At 63.7% G+C, this 18,050-nt stretch carries 16 protein-coding genes; 8 read left to right on the top strand and 8 right to left on the bottom strand.

The window, feature by feature from the left end; translation table 11 throughout:
• The first annotated feature begins 123 nt into the window (after positions 1–123).
• Positions 124–606 (top strand): DUF2867 domain-containing protein, encoded by a 483-nt coding sequence (locus BMY91_RS15500; protein ID WP_090823439.1) that lies wholly within the window; start codon positions 124–126, stop codon positions 604–606.
• A gap of 64 nt (positions 607–670) precedes the next feature.
• Here the strand turns inward: BMY91_RS15500 and BMY91_RS15495 are convergent, their stop codons facing one another.
• Positions 671–1,426, bottom strand: a complete 756-nt coding sequence (locus BMY91_RS15495) for an IclR family transcriptional regulator (RefSeq protein WP_011776026.1) — start codon at positions 1,424–1,426, stop codon at positions 671–673.
• A 221-nt stretch (positions 1,427–1,647) separates the two neighbouring features.
• On the opposite strand from BMY91_RS15495, the gene BMY91_RS15490 reads away from it, so the two are divergent.
• From BMY91_RS15490 to BMY91_RS15475, 4 genes are read left to right on the top strand one after another with little or no spacing between them, the layout of a single operon-like run.
• The gene (locus tag BMY91_RS15490) at positions 1,648–3,048 is read left to right on the top strand and encodes an NAD-dependent malic enzyme (RefSeq protein WP_090823437.1); all 1,401 of its coding nucleotides are present in this window, start codon (positions 1,648–1,650) and stop codon (positions 3,046–3,048) included.
• A gap of 19 nt (positions 3,049–3,067) precedes the next feature.
• Positions 3,068–4,681 (top strand): malate synthase A, encoded by a 1,614-nt coding sequence (gene aceB / locus BMY91_RS15485; RefSeq protein ID WP_090823435.1) that lies wholly within the window; start codon positions 3,068–3,070, stop codon positions 4,679–4,681.
• A 1-nt stretch (position 4,682) separates the two neighbouring features.
• Positions 4,683–5,945: a DUF6986 family protein gene (locus BMY91_RS15480; RefSeq protein WP_090823433.1), complete on the top strand. Its 1,263-nt coding sequence runs from the start codon at positions 4,683–4,685 to the stop codon at positions 5,943–5,945.
• A 14-nt stretch (positions 5,946–5,959) separates the two neighbouring features.
• Entirely contained in the window at positions 5,960–6,772 is an 813-nt protein-coding gene (locus BMY91_RS15475) for a bifunctional allantoicase/(S)-ureidoglycine aminohydrolase (RefSeq protein WP_062071654.1), read from the top strand.
• A gap of 80 nt (positions 6,773–6,852) precedes the next feature.
• Here BMY91_RS15475 and BMY91_RS15470 read toward each other — a convergent pair whose 3' ends face one another.
• Both BMY91_RS15470 and BMY91_RS15465 read right to left on the bottom strand, forming a co-directional pair.
• Entirely contained in the window at positions 6,853–7,167 is a 315-nt protein-coding gene (locus BMY91_RS15470; protein ID WP_090823432.1) for a hypothetical protein, read from the bottom strand.
• A gap of 83 nt (positions 7,168–7,250) precedes the next feature.
• Positions 7,251–7,565, bottom strand: a complete 315-nt coding sequence (locus BMY91_RS15465; RefSeq protein ID WP_090823430.1) for an MmcQ/YjbR family DNA-binding protein — start codon at positions 7,563–7,565, stop codon at positions 7,251–7,253.
• A 70-nt stretch (positions 7,566–7,635) separates the two neighbouring features.
• On the opposite strand from BMY91_RS15465, the gene BMY91_RS15460 reads away from it, so the two are divergent.
• Positions 7,636–7,995, top strand: a complete 360-nt coding sequence (locus BMY91_RS15460) for a VOC family protein (RefSeq protein WP_090823428.1) — start codon at positions 7,636–7,638, stop codon at positions 7,993–7,995.
• Between the two features lie 15 nt (positions 7,996–8,010).
• On the opposite strand, the gene BMY91_RS15455 is transcribed toward BMY91_RS15460, so the two are convergent.
• From BMY91_RS15455 to BMY91_RS15445, 3 genes are read right to left on the bottom strand one after another with little or no spacing between them, the layout of a single operon-like run.
• The gene (locus BMY91_RS15455) at positions 8,011–8,916 is read right to left on the bottom strand and encodes a carbohydrate ABC transporter permease (RefSeq protein ID WP_090823425.1); all 906 of its coding nucleotides are present in this window, start codon (positions 8,914–8,916) and stop codon (positions 8,011–8,013) included.
• Positions 8,917–8,926: 10 nt separating this feature from the next.
• Entirely contained in the window at positions 8,927–9,925 is a 999-nt protein-coding gene (locus BMY91_RS15450; protein WP_090823423.1) for a carbohydrate ABC transporter permease, read from the bottom strand.
• Entirely contained in the window at positions 9,925–11,262 is a 1,338-nt protein-coding gene (locus tag BMY91_RS15445; protein ID WP_090823421.1) for an ABC transporter substrate-binding protein, read from the bottom strand. The genes BMY91_RS15450 and BMY91_RS15445 overlap by 1 nt, the downstream gene beginning before the upstream one ends.
• A 258-nt stretch (positions 11,263–11,520) precedes the next feature.
• Between BMY91_RS15445 and BMY91_RS15440 the strand changes: the two genes are divergently transcribed.
• A complete protein-coding gene (locus BMY91_RS15440) occupies positions 11,521–12,546 on the top strand; it encodes a Gfo/Idh/MocA family protein (RefSeq protein ID WP_090823419.1) in 1,026 nt (341 codons plus the stop codon).
• Here the strand turns inward: BMY91_RS15440 and BMY91_RS15430 are convergent.
• The gene (locus BMY91_RS15430; RefSeq protein ID WP_256212765.1) at positions 12,543–14,174 is read right to left on the bottom strand and encodes a sulfatase family protein; all 1,632 of its coding nucleotides are present in this window, start codon (positions 14,172–14,174) and stop codon (positions 12,543–12,545) included. The genes BMY91_RS15440 and BMY91_RS15430 overlap by 4 nt on opposite strands.
• Before the next feature lie 142 nt (positions 14,175–14,316).
• On the opposite strand from BMY91_RS15430, the gene BMY91_RS15425 reads away from it, so the two are divergent.
• A complete protein-coding gene (locus BMY91_RS15425) occupies positions 14,317–15,519 on the top strand; it encodes a GntR family transcriptional regulator (protein WP_090823417.1) in 1,203 nt (400 codons plus the stop codon).
• Between the two features lie 71 nt (positions 15,520–15,590).
• Here BMY91_RS15425 and BMY91_RS15420 read toward each other — a convergent pair whose 3' ends face one another.
• Complete coding sequence (locus tag BMY91_RS15420; RefSeq protein WP_090823414.1) at positions 15,591–17,963, bottom strand: polysaccharide lyase 8 family protein; 2,373 nt, start codon at positions 17,961–17,963, stop codon at positions 15,591–15,593.
• Positions 17,964–18,050: the final 87 nt, after the last annotated feature.

Genomic DNA, 18,050 nt, shown 5'->3' with positions numbered 1-18,050 from the left:
GCCTTTTGTCGCCTGGGGCGGAATGCTCGCCCCACCGGGGAATGTACGACGCCGGCACTCACCTTCGCGCGTGCGGTTACCCTGGTGCGCCCCCAGTATCAGGAGCCGCCGTAGGATCAGGCCATGACGGAACAGCCCATGTCCAACCACGTGCCTTGCTTCCACTCACTGGCCTTCGGCGAGATCCCGAAGCCGGACTATGCGGACGTTTGCCTTGCCATCCTCCCGGAGGGGGCTGGCACGGACCCCACGGAATGGGCGGAGCGGCTGTTCTCTTTGGAGTCCATGCCCCGCTGGGTGGCCGGGGCAATGGGCTTGCGTCAGGCACTGGTGCCCTTGATCGGCATTCCCAAGGCGCCTCGGGACACCTTCAAAGTGACGGCCCAGTCAGGTGAGGAAGCGCTGATCTTCGTCCGGGACAAGCACTTGAACTTCGCGGCCGCCGTCGGCGTTGATCCGGTGAGCCGACTGATCAGGGTGACTACCGCCGTCGAGCTTAAAGGGTGGCGCGGGAAACTGTACTTTGCCGTGGCGCGGCCCGTTCACCCGATGGTGGTGAACGCGATGCTGAAGAAGGCCACGCGCTCAAAGCCTGCGCCGAGGTAGCAGAAACGCCCATGTCCTAAGACATGGGCGCTAAGTGCCAACTGGGCGGAAGCGAACAGAAGAGCTAGTTCTGGTTGAGCTCCGCGGAGATCGCCATGGCTGCTTCACGCAGCATAGGCACGGCGCGGTCGGCGAAGCTCTGGTCAACGCGGGTAATCGGGCCGGAGACGGAGATCGCCGTGGGGGTGGGAGCGTTGGGCACCGCCATGGCGAAGCAGCGTACGCCGAGCTCCTGCTCTTCCTCGTCAATGGAGTACCCGCGTTCGCGGATGAGCTTGAGGTCTGCCAGCAGGGAGTCGATGTCCCCGATGCTCTTGGCGGTGGGAGTGGGCATGCCGGTGCGGGCCACGATGCCGCGGACAACCTCGTCGTCCAACTGGGCAAGGATGGCTTTGCCCACGCCGGTATCGTGCGTGTGGGCGCGGCGTCCCACCTCGGTGAACATGCGCATGGAGTGCATGGACGGGACCTGGGCCACGTAGATAACCATGTCGGAGTCGAGGACGGCCATGTTGGAAGTCTCCCCGAGGCGTTCCACCAGGGTCTTCAGCTGCGGACGCGCTACGGCACCGAGCTGTTTGCTGGCACCTTCACCGAGGCGGATCAGGCGGGGGCCCAGGGCGTAGCGGCGGTTGGGCAGCTGACGGATGTAACCCAGCGATACCAACGTGCGAAGCAAGCGATGGATAGTGGGCAAGGGGAGGTCAGTGGACGACGAGAGCTCGCTCAAAGTGACGTCGCCACCCGCGTCCGTGATCAGTTCCAGCAGTTCAAAGACGCGCTCAACGGACTGCACGCCTCCGGAGGCTTTTTCAGCCATTCCCTTGTCTCCAATGACTCAGATTCCGACAACTCTTATCCGCATCGTGAAAAGAATTGCTTAGAACACCCAACATACAGCACAACCCGCACCTGCGCGATGACGCCAAACATGACCAAGCAAGGGGTTGTGTTTCCACTTTGTAGATAATAATATCCATAATACGAAAACATTCAGTTTGGAACGGCGGCCCGGGAACGGGCCTAACAGGAGGAATTTCAATGGCGAATCCGAGCCCCGGAAACTCGATCACCCTGCGCGTCGCCGCACCGTCGAGCTTCACCGCTACCAGCGAACTGGCAGCAGCCGTCGGCGCAGCCGGTGCAGCAATCACCGCGCTGGACGTCACGGAATCCCACCACGAGACGATCGTTGTTGACGTCACCTGCAACACCACCGACGACGACCACGCGGCCCGCGTCAAGGACGCGCTCAACGCCCTCGACGGCGTCACCGTCCAGCACGTCTCGGACCGCACCTTCCTCATGCACCTCGGCGGCAAGCTCGAAGTTGTCCCCAAAGTAGCCCTGCGCAACCGTGACGACCTCTCGCGTGCCTACACTCCCGGCGTCGCCCGTGTTTGCCTGGCCATCGCTGAAGACCCGGCCGCTGCCCGCAACCTCACGGTCAAGCGCAACACCATCGCCGTCCTCACCGACGGCTCGGCCGTCCTGGGCCTGGGCAACATCGGCCCCGCCGCTGCCCTTCCCGTAATGGAAGGCAAGGCCGCGCTGTTCAAGCAGTTCGCCAACGTTGACGCCTGGCCGGTCTGCCTGGACACCCAGGACACCGAAGAAATCATCATGATCGCCAAGGCCATGGCCCCGGTCTACGGTGGCATCAACCTCGAGGACATCGCCGCACCGCGCTGCTTCGAAATCGAGAACCGCCTCCGCGAAGAACTGGACATCCCGGTCTTCCACGATGACCAGCACGGCACCGCAATCGTCACGCTCGCTGCCCTGGTCAACGCCCTGCGCGTGGTGGACAAGAAGCTCTCCGAGGTCAAGATTGTTGTTTCGGGCGTCGGCGCTGCCGGCTCGGCCATCATCCAGCTCCTCAAGGCCCAGGGCGCGCAGCACATCATCGCCGCAGGCCGCTCCGGCGCCATCCACTCCGGCGAAGAATACGGTGACGAGCACCGCAGCTGGATCGCCGCGAACACCAACGAGGAAGGCTTCTCCGGCACACTGCACGACGCCCTCAAGGGAGCCGACGTCTTCATCGGCGTCAGCGCCCCGCACGTGATCGGCGAGGAGCAGGTTGCTTCGATGGCTGAGGACGCGATCGTCTTCGCCATGGCCAACCCCACCCCGGAAATCGATCCTGTTGTCGCTTCCAAGCACGCAGCAGTGGTTGCTACAGGCCGCAGCGACTTCCCGAACCAGATCAACAACGTGCTGGCATTCCCGGGCTTCTTCCGGGGCCTGCTGGACGCCGGAGCATCGGACATCACGCCGAACATGCTGGTGGCCGCAGCCGAGGCAATTGCCAACCGGGTGGCTGACGATGAGCTCAACGCGAGTTACATTATCCCCAGCGTCTTCGATCCCCATGTTGCCGCCGATGTGGCCAGTGCCGTAGCAGCAGCTGCGCACGCCAACGCCGCCAGCGCACTCTAGAACAAAGGAATCCGCTCACATGGCTATTACAGTCACCGATCCCCGGCCGATCGATCGCGCCGAGGAAATCCTCACCCCCAAGGCACTGGCCTTCATCGAGGAACTGCACAAGCGCTTCGCCGGAACCCGCAACGAGCTCCTTGAAGCCCGTAAGGTCAAACGCCAGAAGGTTGCCGACACCAGCCGCCTGGACTTCCTCCCGGAGACCCAGGAAATCCGCGACGGCGACTGGAAAGTCGCCGAGGCACCGGCAGCTTTGCAGGACCGCCGCGTTGAGATGACCGGCCCGGCAACCCCGGCCAAGATGGCCATCAACGCCCTGAACTCCGGCGCCAAGGTGTGGCTGGCAGACCTCGAAGACGCCAGCACACCCACGTGGCCCAACGTCATCGACGCCATCCTCAACCTCCGCGACGCCGCCCAGGGAACCCTGAGCTACACCTCGCCTGAAGGCAAGGAATACCGCCTCCGCACGGACGCTCCGTTGGCCGTTGTAGTGGCCCGCCCCCGTGGCTGGCACATGGAGGAACGGCACCTGCTGATCGACGACGAACCCGCCGTGGGTGCGCTGGTGGACTTCGGCCTGCACTTCTTCCACATCGCCAAGCAGCTCCTCCTGAACGGGCACGGCCCGTACTACTACCTGCCCAAGATGGAGAGCCACCTGGAGGCACGCCTCTGGAACGACGTCTTCGTCTTCGCACAGGACTTCCTGGGCATCCCGCAGGGCAGCATCCGCGGCACGGTTCTCATCGAGACCATCCCGGCCGCGTTCGAAATGGACGAGATCCTCTACGAACTGCGCGATCACGCTTCAGGCCTGAACGCCGGACGCTGGGACTACCTCTTCAGCATCATCAAGTACTTCCGTGATGCCGGCGAAGAGTTCGTCCTCCCGGACCGCGCAACCGTGGCCATGACGGCACCGTTCATGCGCGCCTACACCGAACTCCTGGTCAAGACCTGCCACAAGCGCGGCGCCTTCGCCATGGGTGGCATGGCCGCCGTCATTCCCAACCGCAAGCAGCCGGATGTCACCGCCGCAGCCTTCGACAAGGTCCGCGCCGACAAGACCCGCGAAGCGAACGATGGCTTCGACGGCTCCTGGGTGGCACACCCGGACCTGGTCTCCACCTGCCGCGAAGTGTTCGACTCCGTGCTGGGCGACCCTGCCAACGGCGGTAAGAAGAACCAGCTGGACAAGCAGCGCCCCGAGGTGAACGTCACCGCCGAACAGCTCATCGACGTCGCCTCCGCCGAAGGCCACGTCACCGAAGCAGGCCTGCGCCTGAACCTGTACGTCGCGGTCGCCTACACGGGCGTCTGGATCTCCGGCAGCGGTGCCGTTGCCATTCACAACCTCATGGAAGACGCCGCCACTGCGGAAATCTCCCGCTCGCAGGTATGGCAGCAGATCCGCAACAAGTCCGTCCTCGCGGACACGGGCAACACCGTGACCCGCGAACTCGTCACCCGAATCCTGGGCGAAGAGACCGAGCGCCTTCGCATCGAGTTCGGCGATGAGAACTTCAAGGCGTACTACGAGCCGGCGTCCAAGCTGATCGAGGACATCTGTCTGTCCGACGATTACACGGACTTCCTCACCACGCCTGCGTATGAGCTGGTGGGCTGAGATGGGTTCATTCTCTTCATCTGATTTGGCTCACATCGAGTCCCAGCTTGCGGCGACCGACCAGTTGCTGGACCGCAACTACCCCGGCGACGACGGCTCACGCCAGCCCATCCACACCGTCTACATCCCGGCTGACCGCTTCACACCCACCTTTGTGGCAGATTGGGGCGCGCAGGCACTCGCCACGGCAGAGGCGCACGGTGGCCTGGAGAAGCTCGGTCAGCTGCTGGGCCAGGAGTCTCACCTGGCCGCCGCTGTTGCCGAGCGTGTGGCCGCGAAGCTCTCCGCGGAACCGATCGAGGACCTGCGTTTGGACTTCGAAGACGGCTACGGTGACCGCGGCGACGAGGCAGAAGACGCCGACGCCGTTGCTGCCGCCAACGCTGTTGCCGCTGCAGTAGCTGCCGGAACCGCCCCGCCGTTCATCGGCATCCGCTTCAAGTGCTTCGAAGCCCCTACCCGGGCCCGCGGCCTGAAGACGTTGGATCTGTTTGTCTCCACGTTGGCTGAAGCCGGCGAACTCCCGGCAGGACTGATCCTCACGCTGCCCAAGGTCACCACGGTGGCCCAGGTACAGGCCATGGACTTCGCCGTGTCCCGGCTTGAGGAAGTCCACGGTCTTCCCGCCGGCCGGCTTCGTTTTGAGGTGCAGGTGGAAACCCCGCAGCTCATCATCGGTGCTGACGGAACCTCGCCAGTGGCGCAACTCCCCCACGTCGTCCCGGGCCGCATCAGCGCCCTGCACTACGGGACCTACGATTACAGCGCCTCGCTCGGAATCTCCGCGGAATACCAGTCCATGGAGCACCCGGTGGCCGACTTTGCCAAGGAAGTCATGCAGCTCGCTGTCGCCGGAACGGGCATCCGTCTCTCCGACGGTTCCACCAACATCATCCCCGTGGGCGATGCTGTGGAAGACGCATGGAAGCTTCACGGCCGCTTGGTTCGTCGCTCCCTGGAGAACGGCTACTACCAGGGCTGGGATCTCCACGCCGCCCAGCTCCCCAGCCGTTTCTCGGCGTCGTACGCTTTCTACCGCGAAGGCCTGCCCGCCGCGGCCCTGCGCCTCCGCAACTATGTTGAGCGCACCGAAGGTGGCGTCATGGACGAGCCCGCCACCGCCCGCGCGCTTGCCGGGTTCGTCCTCCGCGGCGTCCAGTGCGGCGCAGTGGGGACCGACGAGGTCAAGGCGCTTGCCGGCGTCGAACTTTCACAGCTGACCGCACTGGCGCACCCGCGGCTCGCGCAACCGACTTCCCACTGATAGGAGCATTTCGCATGGGCAAGTACTACTACCCACAGGGCGGCCTGCCGCCGCAGACCCAGCTGACCACCGAGCGGGCCATCGTCACCGAGGCTTACACGGTGATCCCCAAGGGCGTCATGACGGACATCGTCACCAGCAACCTGCCGGGCTTTTCCAACACGCGCTCGTGGATCATCGCGCGGCCGATCTCCGGCTTCGCCACCACGTTCTCCCAGCTGATCGTGGAGATCGCACCGGGCGGCGGGGCACCCAAGGCCGAGTTCGAATCCGGCGTTGAAGGCGTCATCTTCGTCACCAAGGGCCAGGTCAACCTGACACTCGACGGCGAGCTGCACCACCTCGAAGAGGGCGGCTACGCCTACCTTGCCGCCGGAGCAGAGTGGGGCCTGGAGAACGTCTCCGACGACATCGTCTCCTTCCACTGGATCCGCAAGGCCTACGAGCGCCTCGAAGGGTTCGAAGCAAAGTCCTTCGTCACCAACGAGAAGGACGTGGAGCCCACCTCCATGCCGGACACCGACGACGTTTGGAAGACCACGCGCTTCACGGACTCCAGCGACCTCGCCCACGACATGCAGGTCAACATTGTTACCTTCCAGCCCGGCGGCGTAATCCCCTTCCCGGAGACCCACGTCATGGAGCACGGCCTGTACGTCCTGGAAGGCAAGGCCATGTACTTGCTCAACAACGACTGGGTTGAGGTGGAAGCCGGCGACTTCATGTGGCTGCGCGCGTTCTGCCCGCAGGCTTGCTACGCCGGTGGTCCGGGCGAGTTCCGTTACCTGCTGTACAAGGACATGAACCGCCAGGTGAAGCTCACCTAGGTCTGTTGCTTGCGCCGAAATCGCCGGAAAGCTGCCAGTTCGCTGGAGCTATCCGGCGATTTCGTCGTTTTCCGGCGAACTCAGCGGCGGCGGCCCACAGCGAGTCCCGCCCAGAACGCGAGGACCAGCAGGCCAAGGACCGTCACGGCGAGCCCGAGCTGCGTCCCTTGGCTGACCATGGTCACACCGTTCCCCATGAATACCGTGTCGCTCAGCGGCGCATAGGCGAAGAAGCCGAAGTCCGTGCTCTGGTTGGTCCAAGCCACGATCACGCCCACTATCACGGCGATCAGGCCCAGCAAAGGCACGACGACGGCTGCCGGTTTCCGTGCTGGCTTGGGTGTGCTGTGTTCCCCGGATGCGTTCTGATTCCCTGATGCGTTGTGTTCCCCCATGCGGCCGAGTCTAACCTGCGGGTCCACCCAACTGAGTAGCAGATCAGGCCGTTCCCAGGCGTCAAAACGGCTTGATCTGCGAGCTACTTGGGTTTGCCGGGCCCGCCGGCGATTCTGTACGACTCCTGCAGCAGCTCGTCGAGCTCTTCCACGTCGATCTTCTCCAGCCGGATGAGCATCAGTTTCGGGGACTGATCGTGATGCGGCGTCCAGAAGAACGTGTCCGGTTCCATGGCTGCGAGCGCTTCGCGTTCGTCGGTTTTCACGGTCCCCACGCCTTCCTCCCACATGCGTGCCATAAGGGACTTGGCGAACCACGCGGGCTGCCCCCAACTGGGCCGCTCAGTCACGCCGGGCATGCCCAGGCAGATTCTCCGGACGTCCTCTTCGGTGGCCATGGATTCACTGTGGCATTGGCCAGCCGCCAAGAACAAGACATGCCGGGCAGCCCGCCGCTAGGCTGGGCCAATGTTGACCATCGGCAGCACTGTCCTGGGCGTCAATGACATTGCCCGCGCCACCAGTTTCTGGCATGAAGCGCTGGGCTATGTTCCCCGCGAGCCGGGCGACGACACCTGGGTGATCCTCGTTCCGGCGTCCGGTCCCGGCCCGCAGCTCGCCCTCATGCTGAGTGAAACACCCGCCCAGGAACATCCCCGCATTCATCTGGACCTCTATGCGGACGATCAGGACGCTGAGGTGGAACGGCTTATCGCCCTCGGTGCCCGGCACGTCGACTGGGACATGTACCCCGAGGAGCCGGACTTCGTGGTCCTCGCGGACCCTGACGGCAAGCGCTTCTGCGTGATCGACAAGGGTCCGCGGTAGCACCGCCGTCGGGGGCTACTTGCCCATGCCGAGCGTCAGTCCCTCGGTCAGGCGGCGGCCCAGCCATACGTAGATGATGAGCATCGGCAGGACCACGATCACCAGCCCTGCGAACAGTCCACCCCAGTCGGCTCCCGAGTAGGTCTGCTGCTGTACGAAGGAAATCAGGGCCACGGGCAAGGTGTATTTCTCGGTGGACTGAAGGAGCGTCAGGGCCAGCAGTGTCTCGTTCCAGTGCGAGATGACCTGGAGGATGAAGGCGGTGAGGATTCCGCCCTTGGCCAGCGGCAACGTGATACGCCAGAACGTGCCGAACGCCGTGGTTCCATCCAGCGCCGCGGCTTCTTCCATTTCCAGGGGAAGGGAACGGAAGAACGCGGTCAACAGGAAGACCGTGAAGGGCATGGAGACGCCGATGTACACCAGGTTGAGCCCGATGATGCTGTCCGTCAGGTACACCTTGTTGAGCATCACGAACAGCGGGATCAGGATGACCTGCGCCGGAATCCCCAGGCCCAGGATGAAGTACAGGCTGAGTCCTTGCGTCAGCTTGTTGTCCACGCGGCTCAAGTAGTAGGAGCACGGCGCGGCGATGGCTACCGTCAGGACCGAGGAAACCACCGTGGTCAGCAGGCTATTCCATGTTGCGACGGCGAAGTCCCCCACTGTCCAGGCACGGACAAAGTTTTCAAAATCCAGCGACGTCGGGACGCCCCAAGGGTCATCGAGAATTGCCCGGGTATCCCTGAAAGCCTGGGCCACCATCCAGACCAGGGCTGCGATGCTGATCGCCACCACCATCCACAGCAGCGTCACCCCAATCCCCCGGAGGATGCTGCGCTCGCCGCGCAGTGCAGGGCTGACGCCGCGTCCTGCCCTCCTGCGGGTGGTCAGGGGTGCCAGCAGTTTGTGTTCGCTCATGACTTTTCCTTTAGAACTCGACGGCGTCGCGACGCATGGCGCGGCGCAGCAGGACAACCAGGACGGAGATCAGCGCCAGGGACAATACGGCAGAGGCTGTCGCAGCCCCGTAGGCCGGCGTTGATTGTCCCGAGAAGGCGTTGACGTAGGTGTACACGGCTGCGGTCCAGCTCTGCGTTGGCGGCACGCCGGCACCTGAACTGCCACCGAAGACCCAGACGATCTCGAAGATCTTCACTGACGAAATGGTCCACAATACGGCGCAGGTGCCAAAAACGTCCCACGTCAGCGGCAGGATCACGTAGCGCAACCGTTGAAAAGCGGATGCCCCGGCCAGGGCGCAGTCTTCGTAGTAGTAGGGCGGAATACGGTCGACGCCGGCCATCAGGATGGTGGTGAAGTAACCGGTGGTGGTACAGACCAGGGTGACCATGATGAGCGGGAAGATGTTGTCCTGCGCCAGCCACTTGGGCGGATCGGTCACTCCAAGGGGCGCCAGGAGGGTGTTGACCATTCCTCCTGGATTGAAGATGAAACCGGCCAGGACACCGAACACCAGCGCGTTGATGAGGTGGGGGAAGAAGATGACGTTGCGGGCAATCTTCTTACCGGCCATGTCCCTGAGCACCAGCGTCAAGGCAAAAGCCAGGACGAAGATCGCGGTCCCCACCACGAAGAGCAGAAGCAGGGTGTTGCCGAATGACGACAGGAACAACTGATCCCGGAAGATCCGGCCGTAGTTGTCCAGCCCAACGAACTTCATGGGACCCGAGCCCGCCCATTTGTGCAGGCTGATCCATACGGCTCCCAGCGCGGGCACGATGAACAGGACCGTGTACAGGACGAAAGCCGGACCGACGAACGGGATCAGCAGCTTCTTGCGCTGCACGTCGATGGAGCTCCCTCCAGGACGGCTGCCGCGCTGCGACTTACGAGGCACCGGCTTCCGGGACTCCGGACTGTGGACGGGCGCACCGCCCGTCCGGGGCTCCGTCAGGTGGAGGGTCATCAGCTGTTGTCCTTCCAGTACTGGATCTGGGCAGCCTTCATCTTCCCGATGAACTCGTCGGCAGAGGTCTTCCCGAGAAACAGCTCGTCATCCTTGGGGAAGAACACCTTCTCCATGAAGCCGGGGAAGGTCACTCCGTCGTTTTGCAGGTGCGTTGCCGGAGCCGCGTCAATGGCAGCTTTGACGGACTCGACGGCGGGAGCAACCGGTGCGTCCGGCCGTACCGGCAGCACTTTGGCTTCCGTTCCCAGGGCATTCTGATACTTGGAATTCAGCATGAATGCTGCGAGGCGCTGTGCGGGGACCTGGTTCTTGGACTTTGCCGGTACTGCAAAACCGATGAAGTCCACACGGGCGCTGGCTGGATTGTCTCCCATTGCCGGGAATTGGAAGGACGAGTACTCGAATCCGGGGGCCGCATAGGAGCCGGTTTCGGTTGGGGTCCATGATCCGTTGAGAATGAGGGCAGCGTCGCCGTTCGCCCAAAGCTGCTGCTGGGCAGGGAACTTGCTCGCGTTGTAGCCGCTGTTGAGGTATCCACCCTTGACCAGGGTTTCCACCTTCCGGGCTGCCTCGAGCACCGCGGGATCGTCCCATCCTTCACCGGACTTGTCCTCAACAAGAGCCTTGAAACTGCCGGCACCCTTGAGCCGAAGCAGCGCTGTCACAAACCAGGTGGAGTTGTAGCCGGCAATGTCACCGTCCGCCGCGATGGGAGCCGATCCACTGGCCTTCAGCTTGTCCAGGACTTCAATGAATTCATCCCACGTGGCCGGTGGTTTGGCTTTGAGTTCAGGGTGCTTGGCAGCATCAAACCAGATGCCATCCGAGCTGACGCTGTAGGGAACCATCCACGGCTGCCCATCTTCGCCCTTGAAAACACCATTGCTGGTGAACTTCTCCGGGATCACCGAGCTGACCGCTTTGCCGTCAACCTCGTAGGAGTACACGGACGTGAGCGGGCTGGCCTGTCCGGTCTCCCCGATCACGGGCGCAAGCTTTGCGAAGGTGCCGTCCACCAGGTCCGGGACGTTGTTGGTGTTCAGCGCGGGAACCAGTTTCTCCGTGTTGCTGCGGCCCTGCCATTGAACGCTGACGGTGGCTCCGGTCTCTTTTTCGAAATCGGCGATGGCAGCGGCGATGACCTTCTGCTGAGGCTCACCGTCTTTCCACATGGACCAGTAGTTGATGGTTTGCCCCGAAATGGAGCCTGAAATGTCCACGGCCTCGGCAGCAGTGGAGGCGTCTGTGGCTCCACCGCATGCTGTGGTGGACAGGGCAAGTGCTGCACCCAACAGGGCGGCCAGCGGGCGAAGATGACGGGCTGTTTTGCCCATGGGAATCACCTTTCAAGTGAGGGGGAACCGGCCGGATGCGGTTCAGTGAGACGACTCTCACAGCCCGTGAAAGCAGGATTCAATGAGTACTTCCGAATGAGTCGCCATCGGTTTCCCACCCCCGGGCGGGGTGTCTAAGGCCGAGCCCACAGTTCACCCCGATTAGGCATTTATTCCTTCCCTGACGCTCCCCAACAATCAAGGTGATCCGCGCGGGCAGGCAGTGTCCGCGCTTCGGCTCCGAGCTAAAGAGGGAAATTGATACGACTGGGAATCATTGGCGCCGGTGCCGTGGCACACTTCCATGCTGAATCCGCCGGACGGATCAGCAACGTCCAACTGGCCGCCGTCTGCGACCTGCGACAGGAAGCGGCCGAGGGGGTTGCCTCGCACTGGGCTGCCCAGGTCTATACCGACTATGCGGCGATGTTCCGCGAGGCCGGACTGGACGCAGTGATCATCAATACCCCGCACGCGCTGCATTTGGAGATGGTGCTTGCAGCAGCAGAACACGGACTGCACGTCCTGGTGGAAAAGCCCATGGCCACCACTGTGGCCGACTGCGAGCGCATGATCCAGGCCTGCCGCGACGCCGGGGTGGCCTTGGTGATCGGACAGATCCAGCATTTCCTGCCGGAGAAGCTCGCCGCCGAGGACGTGCTGGCCGGCGGCGAGCTTGGCCGGGTCTTGATGATCCGCGACTACAGGACAACCGATTACCGTCCCGGCACCCGTCCGGAGTGGTTCTTCAGCGAAGCCATGGCCGGCGGCGGGGCACTGATGAACATCGGTGGCCATTGCCTGGACCGTTCCCTCTGGTTCGGCGGCGCACCGGTGGAATCCCTCCACGCCTCCACCCTCAAACGCTTCGGCGTTCCGGTGGAAACGGACGGCACCATCTCGCTGATGCTCCGCAACGGCGTCCACGTCAGCGTTGTAGTGGTATCCGACGCCACCCAGCGCATGGACGAGGTCCTGATCGTGTGCGAACACGGCACCATTTCCTGCAGCCCCCATCACGGAACGCTGGTGCGCAGCAATGGCACCACCCGCACGGTCTGGGAGCCACAGCCGGAGGACATCCAAGAGGGCTTCTACCTGCAACTGCGGGACTTCATCAAAGTGTTGGACGGCGGAACTCCAAAAGTCAGCGTGGAACACGCCCGCCACATCGTGGAAGTAGTCCTGGCGTCCTACGAGGCAGCCAAGCGCGGCAATCCTGTGGCCCTCGACCCGTCCGGCGATGCCACCCGCGCCGAACGGGTCCTGAGCGAGGTCCCCTAGGAGGCGGGGCCGGCTGCGCCGGGACCGTCTGCGGCAGGGCCGGCTGTGGCCGTGCCGTCCCAGTTGGGTGGGGTGAAGGCCCCCAAGGGATCATCCAGCACGGTAGCAGTCTGGCCTGCCCCGGCCACGGGAAGCCAGCTTCCCTCCAGTCCGGGGGCCGCATGACGATGGAACCACTGCTGAAGTTGGGCCCTCATGCCGGAAACACGGACCGCGTGCGCGGGTTCATTGACGAGGTTGACGCGTTCATCCGGGTCCGCCACAAGGCCGTAAAGTTCGTGGGGACCGTGCGGGTAGCGGTGCACGTACTTCCATTCCGCGCTTCGGATCATGCGGACCGGGCCGTATTCGTCAAAGACCACGACGGCGCGTTCCCCCGCAGCGTCCGGCGCCTCACAGCCGTCGGGGTACTCACCAGTCCTGTCGCCCGCAGCGTCCAGCGCTCCACCCCCGTCGGGGTACTCACCAGTCCCGTCGCCGGCGGCGGAGGGCCGGCGGCCGGCGTCGGGGTTCTTAGCGGCGCCATGACGCGCATCGACCGGAACCACGCTCAACAGCTCCGCGAAGGAGCGCCCGGGGCCGCGTTCGAAGGGCCGCGCGTCCAGGCCCGCGAGTTCCAGGACCGTGGCGGCCGCATCATAGGCAGACAGCAGTTCCGTGAGGACAGTCCCCTGCTGGATGCGTCCAGGGAGCGCGAAGATCGCGGGGACTTTGACGGAGGAGTCGTAAACGTTCTGCGGGAAAGTCCCATTACCCTTGCCCCAGATTCCGTGGTGGCCGCAGTTGAAGCCGTTGTCGCTGCTGAAGATCACCAGCGTGTGGTCGTCGATGCCCAGTTCTTCCAGTCGCCGCAGGACGTCACCAATCCCTGCATCCATGGCGCTCACCGCCGCGAAGTACCCCAGCAGGGCCGCGCGCACGTCACCCTCGCCGCCGATCGGCACACCATCCACGGTGGGGGTCCAGGGGTGGAGTGGCTCCTGGGGACAGCTGCTGAAGGTGCAGTCGCGGTAGAGATCCTCGAATTCGGGCGGATGCTGGCCCTTCCACGGTTTGTGGGGTGCGGTGTAGTTGAGGGCAAGGAAGAAGGGCTCGGGTTCCTTCGAAGCTTCGTCCAGGAAGTCCAAGGCGTCGTGGGTGATCGCGTCCGTCAAGTACTCGGTGACCAACTCCCGGTGGCTGGTGCCGTCGTCGAACCTGTACATCACGGACCGGTCATAGGGACTGCCGCCACCCTCCAGCGCAAACCAATGGGTGAAGCCTTTCCTGGGAACATCGTTCGCTCCGAGATGCCATTTGCCGGAAAGACCCAAACGGTAGCCGGCATCAGCCAGGGCATCCGTGAACAGGGGTTGCCCCTGCAGGTAGTCCACGGCTCCCGGTCCCGTTTCAATGCCGGCCAGGTAGTCGTGGACGCCGTGGCGGGAGGGGATATTTCCTGTCATCAGGCTGGCGCGTGCCGGCGAGCAGACGGGCGACACGCAAAAGAAGTTCTCCAAACGCGTTCCCCGGGCCGCGAGGGCATCCAGATTTGGAGTCTGGATCTCCGTGTTTCCGGCGCATCCCAGCGCCCAGGCGCCTTGGTCGTCACTCAGGATGAAGATGATGTTTGGCTTTTCATTGAACACCCTTCATTGCTATCCAGCCCCGAAGCGAGGAATCAATGAGCATTCCCCAATACCTTGCATATGCAGGAAATTAGTATCTAAATACTCCCTAGACTTTGGTACAGGATGGGAGTAATCGTCCGTTCACAGGTGGAGTTTGATCATGCCAAGGAAGAACCCGCAGACCGTCCATGCTGAGCCTGCCTCGGCGACCGTCCGCGATACCGCCAAGCAAAACCTGAAGTTCCAAAACCTCAGCGACAACCTGCGCCGAGGCATCCTGGCAGGGACGTGGGCCGTGGGAACCAAGCTGCCCACCGAGCAGCAACTGTCCCTGGACACCGGGCTGTCCCTGACCACGGTGCGGCGGGCGTTCGAGGATCTGGTGGACAAGGGGCTGGTGGTCCGGCGGCAGGGTGCCGGGAGCTTTGTCGCCGCGCCGCAGCGCTCGCAAAAGCGCTCCCGATACGTGATTGGTGTCCTGCTGCCGGACACCCAGCTTTACTACCCACAGGTACTGCAAGGCATCGAGGAACACCTGTCCTCCCGCGGTGCGAGCCTGCAGCTCTCCACGTACCACTATGACTTCACCCGGGAAAACGCCAGCATCGAATTTCTCCTGGATGCCGGTGTGGACGGGCTCATCCTGGTGCCGACACTGACCGGTTTGGACAATCCCCAGCAGCGGGTGGCCGAGCTCATGGCCCTGCCCGTTCCTGTGGTGCTGCTGGAGCGTAGCCTGGATGATCTGGGGCCCGGCGACAGGACCGAACACGTCTGCTCGGATCACCAAGGCGGCGCTTACGACGCCGTGATGCACCTTCACCGCTTGGGTCACCGCAAGATTGGGCTGCTCACGCGGGCGAACGAGGCCGCGCGCAGCAGCAACCCCACTCAGGCCGCGGTGATCGCCGGCTATGCGGCCGCCGTCGAGGCTTTGGGGCTGGACACCTCTTTGCGGTTGAACAGCGGCGGGCATCACCGCATGGCGTTCAGCGCCACCAAGCCGGAGTGGGAAGCTGACCAGGCCGAGCACATGTTCCAGCTCCTCGCGGGCAGCGGCGCGACAGCGGCTTTGGTCTTCGGTGACCGGGAAGCTGCGCTGTTGGAAGGGGCCGCCGCGAGGCGAGGCATCCGGGTGCCGGAGGACCTTGCTTTGGTTTCCTACGACGACGAAATGGCGGACCTCGCTCAGATCCCCCTCACGGCAGTCTCCCCCGCCAAGCATCGGCTGGGCGTCATGGCGGCCGACGTCCTGCTGCGCCGGTTGACCGAGGGCGATGCCTGTCCCCTATATCAGATCCGTTTGCGGCCAAGGATTGTGGTCCGTGATTCCTGCGGGGCCAAGGTGGTCAGCCCTGTCTAGCGCGTTGTGAGGCCCGCTCTACGCCCCCAACACCCGGGATAGCGCGCAGAACGGGCCCCACAACGGGAGGTCTAGCGGCGGAGTTTCACCACCCTGGCCTGACCACTGAGTCCGGCCATGTCCAACGTCAGGGTAGTTTTGCCCGCGGCGTCCGTTCCCAGCGTGCCCGCACCTTCCAGCACGCTGGACCAAGTGCCCTCAGGCAGCGTCAACGTGAGGCTGGCAGCCTTTTGCGTTGGCTCGCTGACAGCCAGGGTGAGGACGTTGCCGTGCCGGGAGAACACCACGCACGCGGGGCCCGATGCGGCAAGGTCGCCTGCCGTTCCGGGCTTCCAGAACGTTGCCGCCGTAGTTTTCTCTGCCGTGAACTCCACCGACTGCGCCGTGGCATCGTTGCGGATCACCACGTGCTTGTTCCCCTTCGCCAGCTTGCTGCACTCCTTGGCCGAGACCCCGGGGGCCACCAAGTACGCGTAGCTTTGTGGCCCTCCACCCGCACCGTGATCCACGTAGATGGTGGCGAAGTTCCGTTGCTGCACGGTGGTACTGCCGTTGATGTTTACTCCCGACCAGCTTCCGGAGCGGCTCTCCCGGAGCACCGTCAATGGGGAGGAATCCAGTACGGCGTAGCCACCGAATCCTTCCAGGTGGACCCAGCGATCGTCACTCAGCACAAAAGCGTTACCGGCCGTTTCCGCGATGGTGCCCGACGCCGTCGTGAGTGCATTGGTGCCTTGGTGGAGATTGCGGTGGTCGACGATTGTTTCCACCCTGGCTCCGGAAGCAGTGGCTATGTCCGCACCGAGGCAGACGGTGACATCGCCGCTGACAAACCAGGACTTCCGCGCCGACAGGCCGGTTCGGCCGGGACCCACCAGGTGCTGCCCGACGGCGGCAACCTCACCGAGCGCGGCAGAGCCGGTCCACTCGTTGGCCGGCACGGCCGCGCCCCATTCACCTTCCACCTTGTCCGGCAAAGGCGTGGTGTCCACGGTGGTGCCGGGGAGGCGGTTGTAGTTGACGGTGGCCCAAAAGGCGTCGTCGTACTGGCCGAGGTCCGCGGTGTGGAAGTAGGTCATGCCTGAACCTGTGTGATACCCACGGTTGTTCTCGCCGTTGCCGCATTCGTACCAGGCGATGCGGTTGCTGGCCATGGACAAGGACAACGCCCAGCCGCTCCCGCGATGAATAGTGCGGTCCATGGCCGGGAAGAGGCGGTGGCCCGCGGACTCCGGCACAGGCGCAACGCCGGCCGCCAGCAGTTCTTTGACCAAAGCTGTCCGGGGAACGCTCGCCCCGGACAGGATGGGGCGGTAAGTGTTGCGCGTGATCCAGCCCGCGCAGAGGCCCCGCCAGCGGATTGCCGTGGCGCTGTCCATGGCTCGGGCCAGGAGCAGGATGGCTTCAATACTGGTGGCGGCGAGGTCATAACCCGTGTTGGCCTCGCGGCTGACGCTCCGGCCGCGCACCGAATCGGCCATGGCTCCGTTGATGATGAGCGGCGCAAACGATCCCTCTACGGCGTCGAAGAAGATGCTGCGGGATGGGTCGGAGACCTCGAAGCCTGTGCCGCCAAGCAGTGCAAACAGCTTGGACAGGCCGTTCAGCAGCACAACCCCATAAGAGCCGGTGTACGGCGTGGTGCTGTGCTGGATGAACGAGCCATCCCGGAAGATCCCGTCGCCGCTGGTGACGTATTGCCACACTTGGCTGAGGCCGGCGATGGCGTGCTGGAGCTTGGGAGTGTCCTCTCCGGCCAAGGACCGGATGATGATTCCCTGGCACAAATCCACGCGGTTTGCCCCCACCGAGGTGATCTTGCCGCGCTTGGGCGGGAACTGCAGCCACGGATCAGGGACAAAATGATCGATGGCTGCGGAGTAGGCCTGGATCTCAGCGGCGGAGAGCTCGGCATGAAGCAGGACCATGGCGTCGGCCAAAGCCCGGGGCACACCGATTTCCCACGACCACCAGTTGCCCACTTCTTCCTTGGTGTGGTTGTAGCAAAGGGTGTTGGCATCAGCGAGGCCGACTTTGATGTCCGCCAGTACTGAGGCATCCCCAAACACAGCGGCTGTGGGTGTGGCCCAGGCCGTAGCAAGCTGGGACAGACGCGTATACGTGGTAACCATCTCCGCGTCCTTGGCGAAGGACAGATCCGTGAACACCGATGCGCGGCCGGGTGCCCTGTTGAGCTTTGCCAGGGAGTCAGCGGCTTTGTTGTTCAGGGCGGTGATCGCCGCGGCGAAATCTGCGTCGCCTGATTGGATGACATTCCGGCCCGTAATCTGGTCCACCCAGCGGCTGCGCAACGCTGCGAACTCCGCGGCATCCGGTGCGGTTTCGGCCCAGGCATTCTGGGCAAACATGGAGCTGACCACTGCTGCGAGGGACAGGGCACCGGCGCCCTGAAGCAGGGTCCTGCGGGGAAATTGAAGTGACAAGGAGTTGCTCCTAACACTCGTGGACGGACCTGGTCCGGCGTCTTTTGGCCGGGGTCCTCCACTGGCTTGCGTTGTAGTCAACGCGAG

It is taken from the genome of Arthrobacter sp. yr096 (assembly GCF_900108925.1).
GTDB lineage: Bacteria > Actinomycetota > Actinomycetes > Actinomycetales > Micrococcaceae > Arthrobacter.
Note: the sequence above shows the minus strand (reverse complement) of the source record. Positions and strands in the feature narration are given on the sequence as shown.

Bases quoted from the DNA above. Each gene is read 5' to 3' on its own strand.
- BMY91_RS15490 (WP_090823437.1), top strand. From the start codon at position 1,648: ATGGCGAATCCGAGCCCCGGAAACTCGATCACCCTGCGCGTCGCCGCA.
- BMY91_RS15465 (WP_090823430.1), bottom strand. From the start codon at position 7,565: ATGGCCACCGAAGAGGACGTCCGGAGAATCTGCCTGGGCATGCCCGGC.
- BMY91_RS15460 (WP_090823428.1), top strand. From the start codon at position 7,636: ATGTTGACCATCGGCAGCACTGTCCTGGGCGTCAATGACATTGCCCGC.
- BMY91_RS15425 (WP_090823417.1), top strand. From the start codon at position 14,317: ATGCCAAGGAAGAACCCGCAGACCGTCCATGCTGAGCCTGCCTCGGCG.
- BMY91_RS15500 (WP_090823439.1), top strand. From the start codon at position 124: ATGACGGAACAGCCCATGTCCAACCACGTGCCTTGCTTCCACTCACTG.
- aceB (WP_090823435.1), top strand. From the start codon at position 3,068: ATGGCTATTACAGTCACCGATCCCCGGCCGATCGATCGCGCCGAGGAA.
- BMY91_RS15445 (WP_090823421.1), bottom strand. From the start codon at position 11,262: ATGGGCAAAACAGCCCGTCATCTTCGCCCGCTGGCCGCCCTGTTGGGT.
- BMY91_RS15455 (WP_090823425.1), bottom strand. From the start codon at position 8,916: ATGAGCGAACACAAACTGCTGGCACCCCTGACCACCCGCAGGAGGGCA.
- BMY91_RS15475 (WP_062071654.1), top strand. From the start codon at position 5,960: ATGGGCAAGTACTACTACCCACAGGGCGGCCTGCCGCCGCAGACCCAG.
- BMY91_RS15495 (WP_011776026.1), bottom strand. From the start codon at position 1,426: ATGGCTGAAAAAGCCTCCGGAGGCGTGCAGTCCGTTGAGCGCGTCTTT.
- BMY91_RS15450 (WP_090823423.1), bottom strand. From the start codon at position 9,925: ATGACCCTCCACCTGACGGAGCCCCGGACGGGCGGTGCGCCCGTCCAC.
- BMY91_RS15470 (WP_090823432.1), bottom strand. From the start codon at position 7,167: ATGGGGGAACACAACGCATCAGGGAATCAGAACGCATCCGGGGAACAC.
- BMY91_RS15480 (WP_090823433.1), top strand. From the start codon at position 4,683: ATGGGTTCATTCTCTTCATCTGATTTGGCTCACATCGAGTCCCAGCTT.